This is a genomic window from Kitasatospora albolonga, from assembly GCA_002082585.1.
GTDB classification, from domain to species: domain Bacteria; phylum Actinomycetota; class Actinomycetes; order Streptomycetales; family Streptomycetaceae; genus Streptomyces; species Streptomyces stephensoniae.
Genome location: CP020563.1, coordinates 3,109,389 through 3,128,322 on the forward strand (window position 1 = coordinate 3,109,389; position 18,934 = coordinate 3,128,322).

At 71.5% G+C, this 18,934-nt stretch carries 14 protein-coding genes; 3 read left to right on the forward strand and 11 right to left on the reverse strand.

Going from position 1 to position 18,934, the window contains the following annotated elements:
* Positions 1 to 62 precede the first annotated feature (62 nt).
* The 3 genes from B7C62_13405 to B7C62_13415 are packed head-to-tail and all read right to left on the reverse strand — an operon-like array spanning position 63 to position 3,273.
* Positions 63 to 530 carry a hypothetical protein gene (locus B7C62_13405; protein ID ARF73153.1) on the reverse strand — a complete coding sequence of 156 codons (468 nt, stop codon included), beginning with the start codon at positions 528 to 530 and terminating at the stop codon, positions 63 to 65.
* Positions 527 to 2,026, reverse strand: a complete 1,500-nt coding sequence (locus B7C62_13410) for a hypothetical protein (GenBank protein ARF73154.1) — start codon at positions 2,024 to 2,026, stop codon at positions 527 to 529. The genes B7C62_13405 and B7C62_13410 overlap by 4 nt, the downstream gene beginning before the upstream one ends.
* A 59-nt stretch (positions 2,027 to 2,085) precedes the next feature.
* Positions 2,086 to 3,273, reverse strand: a complete 1,188-nt coding sequence (locus tag B7C62_13415; GenBank protein ID ARF73155.1) for a hypothetical protein — start codon at positions 3,271 to 3,273, stop codon at positions 2,086 to 2,088.
* Between the two features lie 378 nt (positions 3,274 to 3,651).
* Here B7C62_13415 and B7C62_13420 point away from each other — a divergent pair, with 378 nt between their 5' ends.
* Positions 3,652 to 3,966: a hypothetical protein gene (locus B7C62_13420; GenBank protein ARF73156.1), complete on the forward strand. Its 315-nt coding sequence runs from the start codon at positions 3,652 to 3,654 to the stop codon at positions 3,964 to 3,966.
* 60 nt (positions 3,967 to 4,026) lie between these two features.
* Here B7C62_13420 and B7C62_13425 read toward each other — a convergent pair whose 3' ends face one another.
* The 5 genes from B7C62_13425 to B7C62_13445 all read right to left on the reverse strand — a co-directional run bounded on the left by B7C62_13425 (position 4,027) and on the right by B7C62_13445 (position 9,566).
* Complete coding sequence (locus tag B7C62_13425; protein ARF73157.1) at positions 4,027 to 4,341, reverse strand: hypothetical protein; 315 nt, start codon at positions 4,339 to 4,341, stop codon at positions 4,027 to 4,029.
* A 47-nt stretch (positions 4,342 to 4,388) separates the two neighbouring features.
* Positions 4,389 to 6,668 carry a hypothetical protein gene (locus B7C62_13430; GenBank protein ID ARF73158.1) on the reverse strand — a complete coding sequence of 760 codons (2,280 nt, stop codon included), beginning with the start codon at positions 6,666 to 6,668 and terminating at the stop codon, positions 4,389 to 4,391.
* Entirely contained in the window at positions 6,665 to 7,393 is a 729-nt protein-coding gene (locus B7C62_13435; GenBank protein ARF73159.1) for a hypothetical protein, read from the reverse strand. The genes B7C62_13430 and B7C62_13435 overlap by 4 nt, the downstream gene beginning before the upstream one ends.
* Positions 7,394 to 7,724: 331 nt before the next feature.
* Entirely contained in the window at positions 7,725 to 9,110 is a 1,386-nt protein-coding gene (locus tag B7C62_13440) for a hypothetical protein (GenBank protein ID ARF73160.1), read from the reverse strand.
* Positions 9,111 to 9,227: 117 nt separating this feature from the next.
* Positions 9,228 to 9,566: an HIT family protein gene (locus B7C62_13445; GenBank protein ARF73161.1), complete on the reverse strand. Its 339-nt coding sequence runs from the start codon at positions 9,564 to 9,566 to the stop codon at positions 9,228 to 9,230.
* Between the two features lie 352 nt (positions 9,567 to 9,918).
* Here B7C62_13445 and B7C62_13450 point away from each other — a divergent pair, with 352 nt between their 5' ends.
* Entirely contained in the window at positions 9,919 to 11,910 is a 1,992-nt protein-coding gene (locus B7C62_13450) for a restriction endonuclease (GenBank protein ID ARF73162.1), read from the forward strand.
* 82 nt (positions 11,911 to 11,992) lie between these two features.
* Positions 11,993 to 12,817: a hypothetical protein gene (locus B7C62_13455; GenBank protein ARF73163.1), complete on the forward strand. Its 825-nt coding sequence runs from the start codon at positions 11,993 to 11,995 to the stop codon at positions 12,815 to 12,817.
* Positions 12,818 to 12,935: 118 nt separating this feature from the next.
* Here the strand turns inward: B7C62_13455 and B7C62_13460 are convergent, their stop codons facing one another.
* From B7C62_13460 to B7C62_13470, 3 genes are all read right to left on the reverse strand, one after another.
* A complete protein-coding gene (locus B7C62_13460; GenBank protein ID ARF73164.1) occupies positions 12,936 to 13,793 on the reverse strand; it encodes an adhesin in 858 nt (285 codons plus the stop codon).
* Positions 13,794 to 13,942: 149 nt separating this feature from the next.
* Positions 13,943 to 15,973, reverse strand: a complete 2,031-nt coding sequence (locus tag B7C62_13465; GenBank protein ARF73165.1) for a hypothetical protein — start codon at positions 15,971 to 15,973, stop codon at positions 13,943 to 13,945.
* A gap of 182 nt (positions 15,974 to 16,155) precedes the next feature.
* Positions 16,156 to 18,741 (reverse strand): D-alanyl-D-alanine carboxypeptidase, encoded by a 2,586-nt coding sequence (locus tag B7C62_13470; GenBank protein ID ARF73166.1) that lies wholly within the window; start codon positions 18,739 to 18,741, stop codon positions 16,156 to 16,158.
* Positions 18,742 to 18,934 lie beyond the last annotated feature (193 nt).

Sequence of the window (18,934 nt, forward strand, 5' to 3'; positions counted from 1 at the left end):
GCCGGGTGGCCGGATCGGGTTCGTACGGTGAACTCCGCATGCACACCAGGGGGCCGACGCGCCTACCGGTCCCCCACCAGTGAGGCGGCCACCAGCAGGTCGATCAGGGCCAGAAGCCCGTGGAACAGCAGCATCGTCCGGGACAGCGCCACCGCTCGCCAGGCCACCGGGGTCCCGTAGCGCTCGGCGTCCATGGTGAACAGGGGCACAGGTGCGGGGGCGGGGGTGGCTGGGTCGGGGACCCCCACCGAGGTCAGGTTCTCGGTGGGGGCGGACGCGCGTTCATAGAGGGAACGGAAGAGCCGCTCCTGTCCCAGGTAGAAGCTGTCCAGCAGCCAGAAGCCCGTGGTCATCATCAGCGCGGCCACCACGACCGTCCAGGTCGGCCGACTGCTCGAAACGGCCACTAACGCACCGCTCAGCGTCATGCTCCAGCCTTTGATCAGGAAGGAGTTGGTCCCGAGCCGGGCGATGGTGTGCTGGAGGAACTCCAGGTGCTTGACCCGCTCATCACCGAGGACCGGACTCATGCGGAGTGCCCGGTTCCAGGGCCGGGGACGTGCGGCCCTTCGGCCGGCTCCTCCTTGTCACCCGGGCCGGTCGGCTGCTCGGGGAGACGCTCGTCCGCTTCGTCCCGTACGGCAGGCCCCTGGACGCCGGATTCCCGTACGGCAGTGTCGTCATCGTCCTCCCCCCACTGACTGTTCAGCCGCTCGGCCACCCGCTCGAGGCGGTCGTGCAGCTTCGACGGGGCGTTGGTCTCCAGCACCTCCCGGATCTCGTGGAGCTGTTCCAGCCGGAGGCGCGGCAGGGTGTCGGCCGGGGTGGGGCCCGTCCGCTCGTCGTCCGCCGGGTACGGCCAGACCGTCATGCCGAGCGGGAAGTCGAAATCGCCCGCCGCCCCCGTTCTGGCCCGCTCCTCCACCAGGGCGATACAGGCGTCGTCGAGCGTGTGGTGGGCCCGGTTCTCCGCGAGCACCGTCGCCGACCTCAGCGCGGACCAGGACGTGGCGTGCAGGGCCAGATCCTCCCGGGCGGCCTTCAACAGCTTCACCGCGGAGTCCTCCGTCTTCTTCGTGGCCTTCCGGGCCCTCTCGGCCCGGTCCGCGTACGGGTTGTGGGCCAGGACCTTGGCCAGGACCGCGGAGACGCTGAGCGCCAGCAGGAGCGCCACCACGGCCGGGCGGTACTGCGCCAGGTGGTGGAATTCATCGGCGGCGTGGGCGCTCCGCAGGTAGGCCCACACCGCCACCATCCCCAGGATGCCGACCGTCAGCAGGACCGGAGCCGTCATGTTCGGCCAGGGCAGATCCGTTTCCGCCCGCTTCTCGGTCAGCGGGCCCTCGCGCTTCCCCCGGCCGGTCACGGCGGAGCGGAGGCCGGTACGCCGTCGCTCCGTCCTCCGGTCCGCCCGTGTCCTGAACCGGAACACGGATTCCGCGAGCAGGGTGCCCGCCGCCAGCAGGCACACGGTGATCCCTATGCCCGGCAGATAGGCCAGCCACCACTCCCACGAGTCCTTTCCGACACTGATGACCTGCCGCACGATCGACGCCATGAAAGCGGCCTCGAACACCGCGCCGATCACCAGGCACAAGGGGAGAATCACCTTGCGCCACAGGGTGGACGACCGGCGGAGGTCCTCCGGGCCGTCCGTGGCGTGGGCGAGCTCCAGCCGCCGTGCGCTCCGGCGGGCCCGGGCCGGTGACCGGCCCAGGGTGAGGCGTTCCACCGCCTCGATCCCGCCACGCGCCCGCTCGGCGGAGCGGATCACCTTCGCGGTACCGGCGCCGAGCTCCTCCTGAGCGGCGGCCAGTTGGGTGTTGGCGGTGGTGAACGCCCGCATCAGTAGCGCGCGTTCCCTGCTGTCCGTCCGGTCGGCCGTCCGGCCGGCCGGACCGGCGGACACGGCACCGGCCCCGTTGACCGGGTCACCGTTGTACGGGTCACCGTTTCCCCTGCCGGACAGCGTGAGAAGCTCACGACCGCAGGGCTTCGCCGCCTGATAGCGGGCCCCGTTCGACACTGTCTCCCCATTGACGCCCATGAACCGCCACCGCCTCCCCGTTCATCACCTGTTACTTGTTACTTGGTCACCACGATGTCGACCCGGCGGTCGCACTGAAGTGCCTCGTCCGTGTCGCGGGCACCGCTTCCGGCGGCGACCTGCTTCGGGCAGGCCCCGGCCAGCCCGCGTCCGTACGCCGTCACACCGCGCACCCCGTGGGCCGTCAGCACCTCCGCGACGGCGTCCGCCCGCTGCTGGGAGAGCGACAGGTTGTTCCCGGCCCCGCCGCGTGGATCGACGTAGCCGAGCACCTGCACCTCGGCCCCGGGACTGCTCCGCACCTTCCGCGCGATATCGGTGAGCTCGTGCAGGCCCGGCTCCCGGATCACGGCGGAGTTCGGGTCGAACAGTGCCGCCCCGTGCACCGGGTACGTCTCTGAGCGCCCCGCCCCGAAACGGACCACCGGGTCCACGGGCGGCTTCGACGCGGACGCCCGGCGCAGCGATCCGGGTACGGGGGTGTCGACGGCACGGCAGTCCTCGGCCCCGGCCTGCTTCGGCCGGCTCTCCGCGCACAGGCGCAGCCAGAGCCGGTTCAGCCAGCCCGCCTGGGCCGGGGTGGGGGCGGGCTGGGCGCCTGCCGTCCGGCCCAGGCCCACGAAGGTGACCGGCACGCCCGCCGGTATCTCCTGCGGCAGCTCGGCGGCGTCACGGCAGAGGTCGGCGAAGGTGTCGATCTCCCGGTCGTCGGCGAACGTCGCGGGGCGCAGATCGACGCAGCCCAGGGTGGACAGGCCGTCGGTGAGGACGATCAGCTCGCCGGGCCCCGATCCGTTTCCGGAACCTCCGTTTCCGGAGTCCTCGCGGCCGTCCTCCCGGCCGGGGCTCTCGCCCAGGACGGCGGCGGCCGACCGGACGGCCGCCAGGATGTCGGTACCGCCGCTCGTGGGCACCGTCTCCTGTGCCTGGGCCAGGTTCTTCTCCAGGCAGGCGGTGGCGTCCGTCTCGCGCTCCCCCTGGTTGTCCGGATTGTCGTTCTCCCAGGTCCAGTCGGTCGACAGGCGCAGCGCCGACCACTCGACGTCTCCCGCTCCGGCGAAGGCCCCCACCGAGACGGTGTTCCGTTGCTTCACGGCCTTCTCCAGGTACGGGATGACCGCCTCGGTGTGGTCGCGGCCCCGGTCGGCCCCGGTCGAGCCGCGCAGGGACGCCGACGCGTCCACGAGGACGACCGTATGAGCCCGGCTCTGGGCAGCCTTCTTCATCCAGTCGCACTTTCCGGTGGCAGGCGTCCCGTCGCCGCAGGACGTGATGCCTGCGGACAGGAGTACGACCACAAGAGCGGGCGCCAGTCGTCGGACCACCACGGGGGCCCTCACTCGGACGTCCCCGTGGAACCGGAACCGGTGCCGGAACCGGTGCCGGAACCGGAGGCCGGGCCCGACCCGGACCCGGAACCGTCACGTGGGTCGGCGTCCGCCGCTCCCGTTCCCGCGGTCTCGGAGGTCACCCAGGCGAACGGTGAGACGCCCATCTGCTTGCAGAAGCTGCTGAGGGCCTTGTCATAGGCGTTGGAGAACTCGTAGAGCCCCACCTGGTCGTGGTCCTTGGCCGCCCGGCCGAGGACCTGGGCGAGCGCCTGGGTGCCGTTGCGGCGGGTCTCCCGCAGCGCCTTCATCGTGGCGGCGAAGTCGCGGTCGGCGAGCGGGGCGACGAAGGGGGCCAGGAACTGCCGTTCCACCGCGCCCGGGTTCTCGGTCATCTCCAGCGTGGTGACCACGTCGATCCAGATCTCCGTGAGGGCCGCCGCGTGCTGGGCCTTGAGTTCGCCGAGCCGGTGCTCCTCCCTCATCCGGAGCTCGGTCAGCCGGAACGGCCGTACGTGGTCCCGCAGCGCCGGGTCGCTCCGCACCCGGACGGAGGCCCGGCAGCTGATCATGCCCTTGTCGTCGGTGTAGCACCACACCTCGCCGAGCCTGCGGTTGATGGCCTCCTCCGCCGCGACCGGGTCGGCCGGGTCATGGGCGCGGGCGATGCCCCAGACCCGCCGGACCAGTTCGCGGCGGGCCGTCTCCTCCAGGGCGGCCGCCCGTTCCCGCAGGTCCGCGAACGTCATCTCCGTACTGCGCCAGTGGAAGTGCGGGGTCAGGTGGAACTCGAACACATCGTCCCGGGACGCCACCGTCATCGGTACGTCGCGGAAGGGCAGTTCGGCTGTCGCCTCGGCCCGTACGGGTTCCACGGACGTGCCGGTCAGGCCGCCGGACGCCGACGCCCGCCGTGCCTCGGCCCGGCCGGGGCGCTCGCTCTCCGGGGTGTCGGGGTCCCCCCACAACCAGGCACGGATGCCGGCGAAGAATCCTTTACGTACAGCCATGGGTCACTTCCTCTCTCCGGGCCCGGCGGTGCCGAGCGCGATGGACTGCTGGATGCGTCGCAGTACCGGCGATTCCGGCCGCCGCAGCCGCCAGATCCCCAGGTGGAACAGGGCCCGTCCACGCAGGGGCCCGCAGAGGACACGGGGAACGATCTCCTCGAAGAGGCGCTCGAGGGCGTCGTCACCCTCCGCTCCCGTCAGCCACCGCTCCAGAAGCGTCCACGTGCGGGCCGATGTCTCCTGCGTGGTCAGGGCCCGGCGCAGCAGCCCCACCAGCAGGTGCCTGCGCCGCTCGTCCGCCAGCGCGAGTTCCGCCAGCGCGGGTCTGCCGCGCCGGGATGTACGTACGGTGAACCGGCCCAGCGCCAGCATCGAGCGGACCGCGTGCTGCGGCAGGTGGTCGTCCGGCGAGGTGATCCAGGCGTCCAGCTCGTCGGCGACCGGGTCCACCGGCCCCTCCAGGAAGAGCGAGGCCATGGAGAAGGCGACCGCGTTGCTGGACGCCAGCTGGGGTTTGGTGCCCAGCCTGCGCAGCTCCCGCAGGGCGGTCGGCAGGTCCTGGAGCCCCACGGTGGTGCCGTACGTACGGGCGGCACTGTTGTGCAGCCCCCGGTTGTGGCCCCCCGCCCAGTTCTTCAGGCGCGCGGTCACCCGCCGGGACAGCGCCTCCTGCGCGTACGCCATCTCCAGCGCCAGGGCGGCACACTGCTGGTGCACCGACGAATTGCTCACGGCCCAGGGGTGCACGGTCTCGCGGTAGACGAAGTCGAAGTCGAACCGCATGAGGATGCCGACGATCTCGGCGACGCGGACCTTGATCCGCTCGGGCACACGGGCCTTTCGGGAGCCGCTGCGGGAGGCTCTCCCCTGGACGTCTCCGGAAGCTCTTCCTGGGGCTCCGGAGACGATCGCCTCCAGCCATCGCAGCAACGGCTTCCGCAGATCGCCGTAGCTGTGCCAGGCGACCTCCAGCAGGGCGGGCAGCAGCTCCCGGTCCGCCAGCACGGCACGGCGCGGACCGTCGGCCCGCGCGGTCGTCGCCCAGGTCTCGGGCGCGCGCATCTCGCGCGGAACGAGGCGGTCCAGGTCCCTGGAGAACACGAGGTTCACCGGTGCCGTGTCCCGGCTCTCGAAACGCGGCAGCACCGTGCCGCTCAGCAGATCAGCCGTCTCGATGACGTCCGCCAGCGGGTGGCCGTGGAAACAGGCGTACGCGATCCGGATCGCCTGCCGGTGCGGGTCCAGCAGCAGATCGGCTTCGGGCGCGCCATCCGGACTGAGCAACTTCCTTGCCAGCAGCGGGAGTCGGTCGCGCCACTCCCCGATGGCTCCGGCGATGTCGGCTTCGTCGGAGTGGACGCACTCGGCGAGTTTGCGCGCCAGCCGTACGACCTCCGCCACGGAGGCCGCCATGCCCAGCGCGCGATCGATCCGCTCCTCGCCCGCCAGCCGCGCGATGTACGCCGCCGAGCCGGCCGGGCCGCATTCCCGGCCGACGGCGCAGCGGGCGCGGTGGGTGGCCAGCAGGTCCCGCAGGTGCGCTTCGAGTACGGCGGAGAGATCGGGGCGCCCGTGCTCGAACACCAGGTGCTGGGGCCGGTCGGCCCCGTACGGGGCGGACTCGCCGATGACGACGACGTACACCCCCGCGCGTACGGCGATGCGGGCGAGCGTCTCCAGCGTACGGACGCCGTACGGCTGCGCCCCGATGTCCACCATGTACCCCCGGCCCGCCTCGAACAGAGCCTCCGCCTGCTCGCACACGCCCTGAAGGAGGTCACCGTCGTCGCGGTGCAGCGTGCGCAGCGCGTACCGGGCGCAGACCCCGGCGAGCAGCGTGGCGGCCGTCGCGTACCGGCCGCTGCCCTGCGGCCCCTCGAGGACCACGAGGTGGTGTTCCTTGAGGCTCAGGGCCATGTCGGCATGGCGGGCGACCTTCTCGTGGACGCGTACGAAGGCGTCCGCCTCGAAGGGGAGCGCCCAGACCTCGTCGGAGGAGGACGACGCGGACTCGCCGTGGTAGTTCTCCACGTAGAAGGCGGTGCCGTGCTTGCCGGTGGTGACCGCGCTCCGCCTGGTCCTCAGCAGGCTGTGCTCACGGGCCGCCCGGTGCTCGACGAAGTCGACCTGGCCGCCGTCGGGCGGGCCCTCGGCGTCCTCGTCCGGCTCCCGGCCGTCACCGGCGGTGGTGGCGTCGCCCGCCGGTTCGGGGAGCGGCTCCTGTCCGGGCAGGTCAGCGGAGGGGGGAGGGCCCTCGCCGTCCGGCATCGGTGGTTCGGTCATGATGCGCCTTCCCTCTTTGCGGACTTGGCGGACTTGGCGGGCTTGGCGGATTTCGTGGACCTGGATTTTCCGGACTTGGGCTTCACGGGATTGGCCGGGTCGGCGAACCTCACGCGACCGGCGGACTCTGCCGGGGCCACCGGAGCGTTTTCGTAATAGACGCCGTCCCTTTGCGCGATGACCGATCGCTCAGCCTTCTCGACATACGTTCCGCCACCGCTTTTCCACCCCTTTCCGGCCCCCCGGCTCTTCTTTTTCACCGGAACGTACTGCCGAAGTTCCTTGATCAACGGCTTCACGTCGGTATGCAGATACGGCACCCTCAGCAGCACAGTCTGGCGTTGGCTGAGCTGGGCGATGTCCTTGGGAAGTTCGTCGGCTCCGGGCAGGACGGAACCCAGGCCCAGAAGCACGGGGATGACGAGCTTCTGCTGTTCCAGGGAGGTCCGGATCTCCTCCCGCACATAGTCGCGCGCCAGGTCGATCCGGCGCCTCCCGGTGCTCTCGTCCTTCAGGCGCAGCCACTCGGAGCCGATCAGCACGAGGAGCACCGTGCTCTTCTCCAGCTCCCTGCGGAGCTTCGGCGGGAAGTCCGTGCCTGCGCCCATGGAGCGGCGGTCACGGAAGACGCGGTTCTTCCCGAAAACCTTGAGCAGTTCGCCGTCGAGGGCGACTGCGGCCTCTTCTCCGTCACCGGTCCGGTAGTTGATGAAAATCCCAGCCATGACAAGCCTTCTTTCTCGGAGGGAACTCTCGGCAGCCGGGGAAGGGGCGCGGGAGCCCGCGAGAGTTCAGGGAGGGGGCCATCGTGGGGAATGGCAGTGGCCGGCCGTGCGAACAGCCGGGAAATGTGAGACTCGCAGTGTGTTCAGAAGTGGTCAAGAGTTTCCCGCGCCCCATGCGCGGGGACACGGAACACACGTGGGAAAGTCAACGGCGGTGCGTCACACCGCATATGGACGCACCCGGCAGACATCCGGGTACGACGGAGGGGCGGTCGCCCACGCGGGTACGCGGACGGGGCCGGGGAACGGTTCACCTTCCCCTGGGAAGTGGTCAGTTGAGCGGCGACGGAGCATGTCCCCGCACATACGCCCCCGTATGAAGCGCGGCGGCGATGTGGCGGGACGCCTGCCGGGCGTCGGAGTGGCGGGGCCACCTGTTGAGCGCGTGGCTGAGGCGGCGGAGGTCGGCGCGGATGGTGGCCGAGTCGAGCAGGACCACCGACGAGGTGACGGCTTCGGTCATGGCGCAGGCTTCCGCCAGTTCCCCGGACTCGGCCAGGGCCAGCATGAGGCGGGCACCGTAGCGCGCCCTCGCCCGCCCGGCCTCGGCCGGAATCGCCTCCAGACCGCCCGTGAGCACGTCCACCGCATCGGCCGGCCGGCCCAGGTCGTGCATGCACCAGCCGGAGACGAAGTCCGCCGGGCCGGCCAGATGCGCGCTGCCCGGCACCGGGTCGCCCGCCGCCGCGGTGACGGCCCCGGCCGTCCCACCGGCCCTCTCCTCCGCCATCAGATCCGCTGCTCGGCCCAGCGCGTTCAGACATGCGGCGTCATCGCCCATGAGCGCATGGCCCTGGGCCTCGCGCTGCGCCGCCAGCCCCCGGACACGTACGCCACGGGCCTGGGCGTCGGCGCGGCGCGCCAGTGCGACCACGGCATGCGCGTCCTCGCGGTAGAGCGCCATCTCGGCCCGCCGGATCAGGGTGTAGGCGACGAAGTCGGTGTCGTCGGCGGCATCGGCGAGGGCCGCGGCCCGGCCGTTCCACCCCAGCGCGCCGTTCTCGTCGCCCGCTTCCTGGGCCATCCATCCCGCGTACTCCGCGAACCTGGCCGCGAGCCGCAGTGCGGCGGCCCGGTCAGCCGGGCGTGCCGAGCCTGCGATGCCGCGCAAGGAGTCGATGGAGGAGGTGAGGATCTCCCTGACCGCCAGGGGGCCGAGCGTCTGGCCGAGCGAACGGCATTCGGCGTAGAGGCGCCGGAAGTGCCCCAGTGCGCGTGCCACTTCGGCACTGCCGACCGGCGCGGAGGTCATGCACCAGGTCAACTGGACAGACTGAGAGTCAGGTTGACCCGGCATCACGTGAACTGCCTGAACTGCCTGATCGGCAGCGAGGAGTCCGTACGTTTCACCGGCCGAGTGACACGGGGCCGTCCACGGCACTCCCCCTTCTGCGGGACCACCGGATATCGGAGGCTTCCCGGGTGCCTTCGTACGGACCAGAGCACGGAGGGCACCGCCGGCCGAAAGCTCGTGGTCGCACCTCTGGGCCAGGTCGACGCTGGCGTTCTTCTCCCCCCGCTCCACCTTGCTCAGGTGGCCATAGGAGAAGTTGACCGCATCGGACAGGGCCCGGAGGGACATCCCGGCCGACTCTCTGCGGCGACGTAACTCCACGCCGAACGTCACTGAACCACGCGCCATTGCATGCTCCCTCATCAGGCCGCAGAGGCCGGATTCAGCCTATCTGCGGACTGTCTGATCCACGTCTTATCCCCGGGACGAAGAACCAAACGCGATCTGATCAACAGATGTGAGCTATGTCCCGACAATCTGTCAGGTGACGGCTTCGTGATCTTTCCCCCGGGCCCCCGGCGACCACGGCAGCGCCAGCCCGTCGCCCCCGCGACGCGGCAGAAGGTGCAGGTGGAGATGGAACACCGACTGCGTCGCGGCCCTCCCCCGCGACGTGATGATGTTGCACGGCCCCAGCTCCGCGGCGAGCTCGGCCGCGCGCAGCATCGTCGCGGCCGAGACCTCCGGATCGACGCCGACATCGGCCACATGGGTCTTCGGGATCACCAGCGTGTGCCCGGCCGTCACCCCGTCCGTCGGCGCGATGGCGAGGACGTCCGGCCATTCCCGGACGACCCGGGCCGGTGCCGTACCGGCCACGATGTCGCAGAACGGGCACTCCGTCGTACGGGTGGGGCGGACGGGCCGGACGGGGCGGGTGGTTCGCGGGGACGGCGGGACGGCGGCCGACGGACTGGCCGGAACTTCTGTAGTCACAGCAGGAATACCCTCGTTCTCAGGGGAGTTGGCAGGGCGCGCACAGGCGGCCCGCCCATGTTCCCCCGGACCGCCCCCTCCCGCGTACGGGCATCTGCGGCAAGGGCATGGGCGCGCGCGGGGTTGCCGACTAGAGTCGCTCCATCACTGCTGGTTATGGGGTCAGGGTTCGGTGCGCACACTCCGGGCCGCTGGTGGGGAGGGCCTGGAGAGCATGAGCCGTCGCTCCAATGGGTTGGTCGGTGTCTGGGCCGAAGCACAGCGCCAACAGCAACGTCGACAAGAGGCGCAGGCCAGGTACCAGCGGGATCTGGACAGGCAGCAGCGCGCCCGGCAACGCGAGATCGCGTCCAGCTACCGGGAGCAGCGGAGGGCGTACCGGGAGCAGCGCGAGGCGGAGGCGTGGCGGCGTACGGAGGAACTCGACGCGCAAGTCGCCTCGTTGCAGGGGCTGCTGGCGGCGGGGTGCCGGGCTCCGGCGTTCAGGGCCGACGTCCTGACCCGGGCGGAGAGCGTACCGCCTTGCGCCCCGGGGCAGTCGGCCGCCTACCGGCAGCAGTACCAGCAGTGGGCCGCGGGGCAGTTGGCCGGGATACGGGGGCACAACGCCGCCGTCGCGGAGATGACGGCGGGGCTCCGCGACGGTGATCCCAAGGCGGCGGTGGAGTACTTCTCCGCCGCCCTCTACGCCTCGACCGGATGGCCGGAAGGGCTGCCCCGTCAGGTGGCGGCGGCGTACGACTCCGGGGCTCGGCAGCTGGTGCTGAACTGGGAGCTGCCCAGGTACGACGTCGTCCCGGAGGCGAAGTCGGCGCGCTACATGATCAACGCCGATCAGGTGAAGGACGCGCCCCGGCCGGCCGCGCAGCGCCGCACCCTGTACCGGGACGTCCTCGCGCAGTGCCTCCTGCTGGTGCTGCGCGATCTCTTCGCGGCCGACGAGTTCGGTGCGCTGGAGTCGGTCGCGCTCAACGGGTTCGTGGACGATCACGACCCGACGACCGGCCGACGGGGCCCCATGGTCCTCGGTACGGTCATGGTGTCGCGCTCGACGTTCGCCACGTTGCATCTGGAACAGGTGAACGCCGTCAACTGCCTGGTGGACGGGTTGCGGGGGCAGCTGTCGACGCGCCCCGACCAGTACGCGCCCGTACGGCCCGTACGGCTTCCCGAGAGCGTCGGCAACGGGGTCGTCACCCATGGCGGCGACGAGGAACCGGATCTGTACGAGATGGACCCCATCGCCTTCGAAGCGCTGGTCGCCGAACTCTTCCGGGCCATGGGCATGCAGGCCGTGACCACACAGCGCTCGAACGACGGCGGCGTGGACGTCGACGCCCTGGACCCGGCCCCCATCCGCGGCGGCAAGATCGTCGTCCAGGTCAAGCGCTACCGCAACACCGTGCCGCCGACGGCCGTCCGCGATCTGTACGGCACCGTCCAGGACGCCGGGGCCAACAAGGGCGTACTGGTCACCACCTCCCGGTTCGGCCCCGGCGCCCACACCTTTGCCAACGGAAAGCCCCTGGAGCTGGTCGCGGGCTCCGAGCTGGTCGACCTGCTGCACCGCCACGGGCTGCGCGGACGGCTGGGCGGCGGCGGGACGGGTGGGGGCAGCGGGACCGGTGGGGAAGGTCCGGTGCCCGCCCAACGGACAGCGCCGGACAGCGCCCCCGAGGCCGGGACGGGGACAGGGGCAGGGACCGCAAACAGCACCGGCACCGGGAACGGGGGCAGCGATGACGACCACAACGTGCTGGGCATGTACTGGTCGGGCAGCGTCGCCCTGGATGTCTGCGCGCTCGTGTGCCACGGCAACCGGGTCCTGGACGACGACCACTTCGTCTTCTACAACAACCCCCGGACCCCCGACGGTACGGTCCGCGCGCTCACGCCCCTGGCCCCGGACAAGGCCGCCATCCAGGTCGCCTTCGACGCCCTGCCCGCCCGCGCGGACCGCTTGGTCGTCATCGCCGCGGTCGACCCCGTCGCCAACCCCTCGGCCGACCTCACCGGGTTCACCGGCGCCGGTATCCGGCTGCTCGACGCCGAGGGGACGCCCCTGGAGCAGCTGGACGTCTCCGACGGCCGCGACGACGAGACCGCTCTCGTCCTGGGGTCCTTCCGGCGCCGCGCGAACGGTGACTGGGACTTCGTGACCGGTGGGCGGGGGTACCGGGGCGGGCTGGAAGAGCTGGTCCAGGACTACGGCATCGAGGTGGACTAGCCGGAGACGGCACCTGCCTCCACCCCGGCACCGGAGAAACCCGGTGGTTCCGCTGCCCTCCTCTGCGGAAGGATCGGCGCCCATGACCGACCTGCCGCGCACCCTTGTCCTGCCGCCCCGACTCACCGCCTCCGCAAGGAAGTTGCGCGATGCGGCCGTCCGGCGCGGACTTCGGGTCGTGGAGTCGGGGGCGGCGTCCGTGGGGCTCTCGGTACCGGAGTCGCCGAAGCCGAATCCGAAGCCGAATCCGGCGCACACGCGGCAAGGCGAGGGGGCCGTGCATCTCCATGCCGGGCCCTCCTTCGCCGACGCCGTCGCGCCCGCCCTCGGGATCGCCCTGCTGGAGGCCCCCGCGGACTGGCTCGCGCGGCTCCCGTACACGTTCACGCGGCGGGAGATCCGGGCGATGCCCATCGGTGAGGCCCACCGGCTGCGTCGGCCCGCCTTCATCAAGTCGCCCAACGACAAGAGCATTCCGGCCCTCGTGTACGCGGACGGGTCCCGGCTGCCCGGGCCGGATGCCGTGGACCCGCGGACCGTGGTGCTGGTGAGCGACGTGCTGGCGTTCACCGCCGAGTACCGGCTGCACATCCTCGACGGGGCCGTCCACACCGCGAGCCAGTACGCCTCCGGCGGGCGGCTCCGGCTGGGCCCGGCCGCGCCCGGGGCCCTCGCGTTCGCCCGGGATCTGCTCGCGGCCGCCGCGGCGACCCTGCCCTCCGCGATCGTCGTCGATGTCGGCGTCGACGACGAGGGCCGGTGGGCGGTCGTCGAAGCCAACGCGGCCTGGGGCAGCGGATGTTACGACGCCGATCCGGACCGGTCCCTGGACACCGTACTGCGGTCCGCCGGACCTGTCGGCGAACTGGCCCCGCCCGACCACGACTTCATCCGCCGAAGGCCGTAAAGGGGCTAAGGGGGCGGGGACTCACCGGACGGGAACGCAGAGGAACGGACTGGTCGGGAACGCGCAGGAAGGAGACGCGGAGGGACGCACCGGACGGGAACGCACAGGGAAGGAAGCCTCAGCGGCAGGCCACCCGCATCTGCGCCGCCGCGTGGTGCGCCCCCACCCGGTCCGCCGCGCCCCAGTCCCGCCCCCGGTCGAGGAGGCGTACGGCGAAGGTGTCGCCCTTGACCGGGAAGTCGCCGACGTCGACGGAGCTCCCCCGGTGCTGCGTCTGGCGCACCGCGAACCCGGTGTACGCCGACTCCGCCTCGTCCGGGTCGGAGAGCACCCGGTAGACGCTCGGGTCGCCCGCCGCGTCGCGGGGGCTGCCGTCCTCGGTGAGCGAGGGCACGAACACGGTGAGCGCGCACGTCCGGTAGCCGTCGCCCAGGTGCCAGGACCAGGTGGCGGTGGAGCGCCGGTCCTCCGTGGGACTGCCCGACATCGGGACGGCGCTGAACCGGCCGTCGCAGCCGCCGCCGGTGAAGCCGCCGGAGGCCACCGTGTACCAGCCTGCCTCGCCCCTCTCGAAGCGGCCGTCCTCCCGGTACTCCCCCGCCGTACAGCCCGGCCCCGCCCACCCCGCGAAGCGGTGCCCCTGCTCGTCCCCCGGCGTCCCGGAAGGCGCGTCGGGGGACGGCGGCGATGAGGCGTCCTCCCCCGGGACGATCCGGCTGGGCGCTCCGCCCCCGACCCGGTCCGGCAGCGCGCCCGCCATGCCCGCCGCGTCCGTACGGCTGCCGCCTCCGTCCGACAGGAGCAGCGACGCCACCGTCGCCAGCCCTCCGGCGGCCACCACAACTCCCGCCGCCAGGAAGGCTTTACGTCGACGGGGCAGCGTGGAGACGCGGCCCGTCAGGGTCTCGTGCGCGATCCAGGAACCGTCGCCGGCCGCCGTACGGGAACGGGCCGCCCCGCAGGTGGAGCAGACCATCCCTGGCAGCGCGCCGCGTTGGCCGCCGCCGCAGTGTTGGCACCTCATGCCAGGACACCTTGCCAGGACGGCCCGCGCAGAGGGAGGGGCCGAGAACGGTGGTCCGTACAGTCAACGCGTCCGCCAACACCCCTGCGGAGGCCGCCGGTTCAGCTGAGCTCCTCCGGACACGGCGTCCCCGGCTGCAGCTTGTACGGGGCCGCCAGCCGGTACACCCCCGGCTTCGGCGCGAGGAGTTCGGTCCATTCGTCGCCGTACGGGCCCTCGTCCTCGATCTTGTTGAGGCAGCCGTGGATGTTGTCGAAGGTCCTGGGGGCCGTCTCGTCCTCCTGCGTCCGCAGCTTGGACTCCTCGGTCTCCTGCGGGCGCTCCAGGCTCTTGCCCTGCTCGTCGACGAGGCCGAGCCAGCGCGAGTACGGAATCCGGATCAGCACCCGGCCCGCCGACTCCACCCGGATCGTCAGCTCGTTCGCCCCCGCCTTCTCCACCGTCGCGGGCGGATCGGCGAGCGGGGTCGGCTCCAGGACCCGGTAGAGCTTCCAGTTCTCGTCGGTCCAGATCTCGCGGAGGTAGGGCAGCCCCTCCCCGACGAGCTCCGCCTCCCGCTTGGCCCCCATGTCGGGCCGGCCCGTGGGCAGCACCACGTAGTGCACCGCCCAGCGGTCCAGCCACTGACGGTAGTTGACCGCGTCCAGGGTGTCGTCGTAGAAGAGCGGGTTGCGCTCCATGTCGGCCTGCCGGTTCCAGCCCCGGGCCAGGTTGTACGTGGCCAGCGCCGACGCCTCCCGGTGGCTGCTCGCGGGGACCACCTCGACCCGGCCCCGCTCGGCCCCGACCTGCTGGAGCTGGTTGACCAGGGGGGCCAGCGAGCGGGCCCAGGAGGCGTCGGGGGCGGTGCGGACGATGTCGTCGACGCCCTTGTACCCGATCCAGAAGTTGAGCCCGGCGAAGGCGAGCACCAGCGCGTACCAGCGGCGGCTGCGCGGCACCGTGTACGGCAGGGCGGCGAGCAGCGCGATCCCGGCGAACAGCATCGCCATCCGGGTCACGTTCGACCCGATCTGCGAGTCGACGAAGTAGGTGAGGACCGTGCCGAGGCCGTAGACGGCGGCGGCGGTGCGGACCGTGCTCCAGTCGCGCGGTACGAGGAAGAAGACGAGGACCGAGAAGGCGAACGGCAGCGACACCGTCCCGAGCGACATCGGCTGCGTACCGGAGAACGGGAAGAGGAGGGAGGACAGCGCCACCACGGCGACGGGCGCGAGCCCGATCGCGTACGCGCCGGGGCGCCGCTTGTGGAGGAAGAGCGCGGCGGCGACGACCCCGAGGAAGAGCCCGGCGACCGGGCTGGACGCGGTCGCCAGACCGGCGAGCGGGGCCGCGACGGCCGCCTTGGCCCACCGCTTGTACCGCCAGCGGTGGGGCCAGCAGAAGACCGCGGCGACGGCGCCGACGGCGAACATCATGCCGAGCCCGAACGTCACCCGCCCCGACAGCGCGTTGCAGAGGTAGGCGAAGACCCCGGCGAGCGAGCAGGCCAGCGGGTTGCGCACGGCCCGGACCCGGACCAGGATCAGCGCGGTCAGCCCCGCCGAGACCGTACCGACGATCATCATCGTCGACCGGACGCCGAGCACGGACATCAGATACGGCGAGACCACGCTGTACGAGACGGGGTGCATGCCCCCGTACCAGGCGAGGTTGTACGCGGTGCCCGGGTGGCGGCCCACGAACTCGGCCCAGGCGTCCTGCGCCGCGATGTCGCCGCCGCTGTTGGCGAAGAAGAGGAACCACAGGACGTGGGTGACGGCCGCCGCCGCCGTGGCGATGGTGACGGGGTGGCGCAGCAGCCGCCGGGCCCGGGTGCCGGGCGGTGCGGAGGCGGGGTCCTCGGCCTCGGAGGGCTCCGGGGTGCGCGGGGACGGCAGGAGGACGCGGGGGGAGTCCTTGACGGCACTGTCCTTGACGGCACCGACAGAGCTGCCGCCGCCGACACGCTCACCGGCACCGGCCCCGGAGGCAGCGGCGATGTCACTCTCGGCGACCCCGGACCCGGCCTCGGCCCCGGTCGTCCTCGTGGTCTTCGCCACCTCCGCGGCGCTCACGGCGCTCGTGGTGTTCCCGGTCTTCCCTGTGGTGCTGTCCGCCTCGCGGCCGGGTCTCGGCTCCGCGGTGGTCACTACGGCTCTCCCCGTCATCCGCCGGCCCCGTACACCCGATAAGACGCGTGCCGGCGTCCTTCCGTTGTCCGGGGACGCTAACACGTACCTCCGACACATTCCCCCGACATTCCCCGGGCGCGGGACGGGGTGAGCGGTGCCGCTCACCCCGTCCCGCGCCCGTCCCGTACCGACGAGTACGGTCAGCCGATCCGCTTCAGCTTGTCGCCGATCGCCGGCTCGGTCAGGTCGTCCTGGAGCACCACCGGTGCCGTGACCTTCCCGGTGCCCGTTCCCACGGTCACCATGCCGACCTCGCTGCCTGCCTTCGCACCGTGCGCGATGCCCTTGCCGCTGTCGGTGACCTCGAGCTCGACCTCCAGGCCGGGCCAGCCGACCGCCTTGAGGTTCTTCGTCGCGACCACCGGGGTCCGGGCGCCGAACCCGTTGTCCACGTACCCGACCACGTCGCCCTTCTTCACCACCGTGGCGGAGGTGGGCGCCGCCTGCGCGTCCTTGATCACCTTCAGGCTGTTGGTCAGGGAGAGCGTCAGGCTGTCGTAGAGGCGGCCGGTCCCGGCCTGCTGGCCCATGACCGCTCCGTAGATCCACAGCTTCTTGCCGTCGACGACGGTGTTGGCGGACCAGAGCAGATTGCCGCCCGCCGGAGTGGAGGAGCCCGTCTTGATGCCGCTCACACCGGGCTCCAGCAGGAGGGTGTTGTTGTTGTAGATCTTGCCGTCTATGCCCTTGATCTCGACCTCGGGCATGTCCACGATCTCGCGGAACACGTCGTTGCGCATGACCGCCTGGGCCAGCTTCAGCTGGTCGGTGGCGGTGGAGACGGTGGTCTCCTCCAGGCCGCTCGGGTCCGTGTACGTCGAGTTGGTCATCCCGAGGTCCTTGGCCGCGTCGTTCATCTTGTCGACGAACGCGTCCACGTTGCCCGCGTCCCAGCGGGCGAGCAGCCGCGCCGCGTTGTTGCCCGACGGGATCATCAGCAGCTTGAGCATCTCCCGCTGGCTGAGCTGCTGGCCCTTGGTCAGCGGGGCCGTCGACTCGTCGGGGCGCTTGGACTCGTCCTCCGCCTGCTGGTCGACGGTGATCGTCTCGCCCTCCTCGTTCCCCTTGAGGGGGTGCTCCTTGAGGAGGACGTAGGCGGTCATGACCTTCGCGACACTGGCGATGGGCGCCGACTTCTGCGCCCCCTCGGAACCGAGCGACCCGACGCCGTCCACCATCACGGCGGACTGTCCCTGACCCGGCCAGGAGAGCTTGGTCTCGCCGCCCTCGAAGGTGTACGTCGGCTTCGCCGTGAGCTCCAGGGACGGTTCCGGCAGCGGGCGCATCACCTGCACGATCGCAAAGACGATCAGCAGGAGGAGGACCAGCGGGGTCCAGATCTTGACCCGCCGGACCGCCGTACGGACCGGGGTCTCCGGCGGCGGCGGGGTGTTCGTCAGCTCGGCGAGCAGGTCGAGCGGCGGCTTGGGCGGCAGCGGCTGCTGCCGGGTCCGCTCCGCCGCCGCCCACGAGGGGGTGGCGGGGGCCGGTGCGCCTGCGGGGGTTCCGGTCTCCGACTCCGACTCCGGCTTCGCTTCCGGCTTGCGGGGGGCGGGGGTGGTGGGGGCGGAGGCAGGACGTTCCCGTACGTCGTCGGAGCGCAGGGGTACGAAGGTGCTCGTGCGCTCGACGGGGCTCTCGGGCTTGTCCTGGGCCTTGTCGCCGGAGTCGGCCTTGCCGTCGGAGTCGGCCTTGTCGTCGGAGTCGTCGGCTGCGGCCTTGTCGCCGGCCTTCTTGAGTGCCTGGAGCTCCTGCGGCGAAAGCTTCAGCGCGGTCGTCGGCTGATCGACCTTCTTGGGGGGCGCGACCGCCTTGAAGACGGCCGTGGGCTGATCGATTCCTCGCAGGTCGGAGCCGGTGTCCGTGCCGGTTCCGGTGTCGGCGTCCGTGCCCGTGTCGGCATCAGCGTCAGCGTCGGAGCCGGTGTCGGCGGTGTCGGCGCCCGCTTCGGTCTTGTCGGTGTCCGGTTCGGTCTTGTCGGTGTCCGGCTCATCGGCGTCCGGCTTGTCGACCTCGGTCTTCTGGACCTCGGCCTTGTCGCTCTCGGCCTTCTCTTCCTCGGCCTCGGCTCCCGCCTCGGTCGCGGACTCCGTCTTCGTATCCGTCTCAGCGTCGGTCTCGGCCTCGGGCTCCCCGGCAGCCGCCTCGGCGCGCTTGGGCTCAGTTTCGGCCTTTTCGGCCTCAGCCTCGGCCTCCGCCTCCGTCTCGCCCTTCGCCGTGTCCTCGGCCGCGGCATCGACCCACGCGGCGACGGCGGCACGCAGCCGGACATCGCCGGGCTCCGACTCGGTCCCGGCCTCCGCCCGGTCACCGCCCCGGCCCTCGGCCTCGTCCTCGCCCCTCGCAGCCGCCGCCTCAGGACCGGCTGCGAGCTCCGCCGCGCCCTCAGGGGCCTCTGCGGGCGCGTCAAGAGCCTCGGGGTCCTCGGAGTTCTCCGCGGGCTTCTGAGGCGTTACAGCGCCCTCAGGAGACTTCGCGGGCTCCTCCTTGCCGGAAGCGCCGGAGGAAGCGGAGGAACCGGAAGAACCGGAAGAAGGAGACTCGTCCTCGGGAAGCCGTGGCCGGAAAACAGCCGTAGCCGTGTCCGACGCCGCCCCGTCCACGGCCGCACCCGTACCCGCACCGCCCCCGGGTTCGCGGAACACCGCGAAGCGCGGGTCATGTTCCTCCGCAGCCGTCCCCGACGACTTCCGCTGCTCCGTTTTGTCGGGGGACTCGCCCGCCACCGATGCCTCCTCATGCGCCGCGGGGCAACCCCCGCGCTGTCCGAACCATCTACCAGTGTCCTGTGTGAACCCCTGGCCGAGCTGCTAGACGAGAACGACATACCTACTGGTTCCCGTACAAAGCAGTCAGGCGCTCTCGACAGATGAATGTGAGAGGGGTCACCCTGTCAGACATCCACGCGGGGAGGCATGG

Bases quoted from the DNA above. Each gene is read 5' to 3' on its own strand.
- B7C62_13455 (ARF73163.1), top strand. From the start codon at position 11,993: ATGACCGACCTGCCGCGCACCCTTGTCCTGCCGCCCCGACTCACCGCC.
- B7C62_13440 (ARF73160.1), bottom strand. From the start codon at position 9,110: ATGAGGGAGCATGCAATGGCGCGTGGTTCAGTGACGTTCGGCGTGGAG.
- B7C62_13405 (ARF73153.1), bottom strand. From the start codon at position 530: ATGAGTCCGGTCCTCGGTGATGAGCGGGTCAAGCACCTGGAGTTCCTC.
- B7C62_13435 (ARF73159.1), bottom strand. From the start codon at position 7,393: ATGGCTGGGATTTTCATCAACTACCGGACCGGTGACGGAGAAGAGGCC.
- B7C62_13460 (ARF73164.1), bottom strand. From the start codon at position 13,793: ATGGTCTGCTCCACCTGCGGGGCGGCCCGTTCCCGTACGGCGGCCGGC.
- B7C62_13430 (ARF73158.1), bottom strand. From the start codon at position 6,668: ATGACCGAACCACCGATGCCGGACGGCGAGGGCCCTCCCCCCTCCGCT.
- B7C62_13415 (ARF73155.1), bottom strand. From the start codon at position 3,273: ATGAAGAAGGCTGCCCAGAGCCGGGCTCATACGGTCGTCCTCGTGGAC.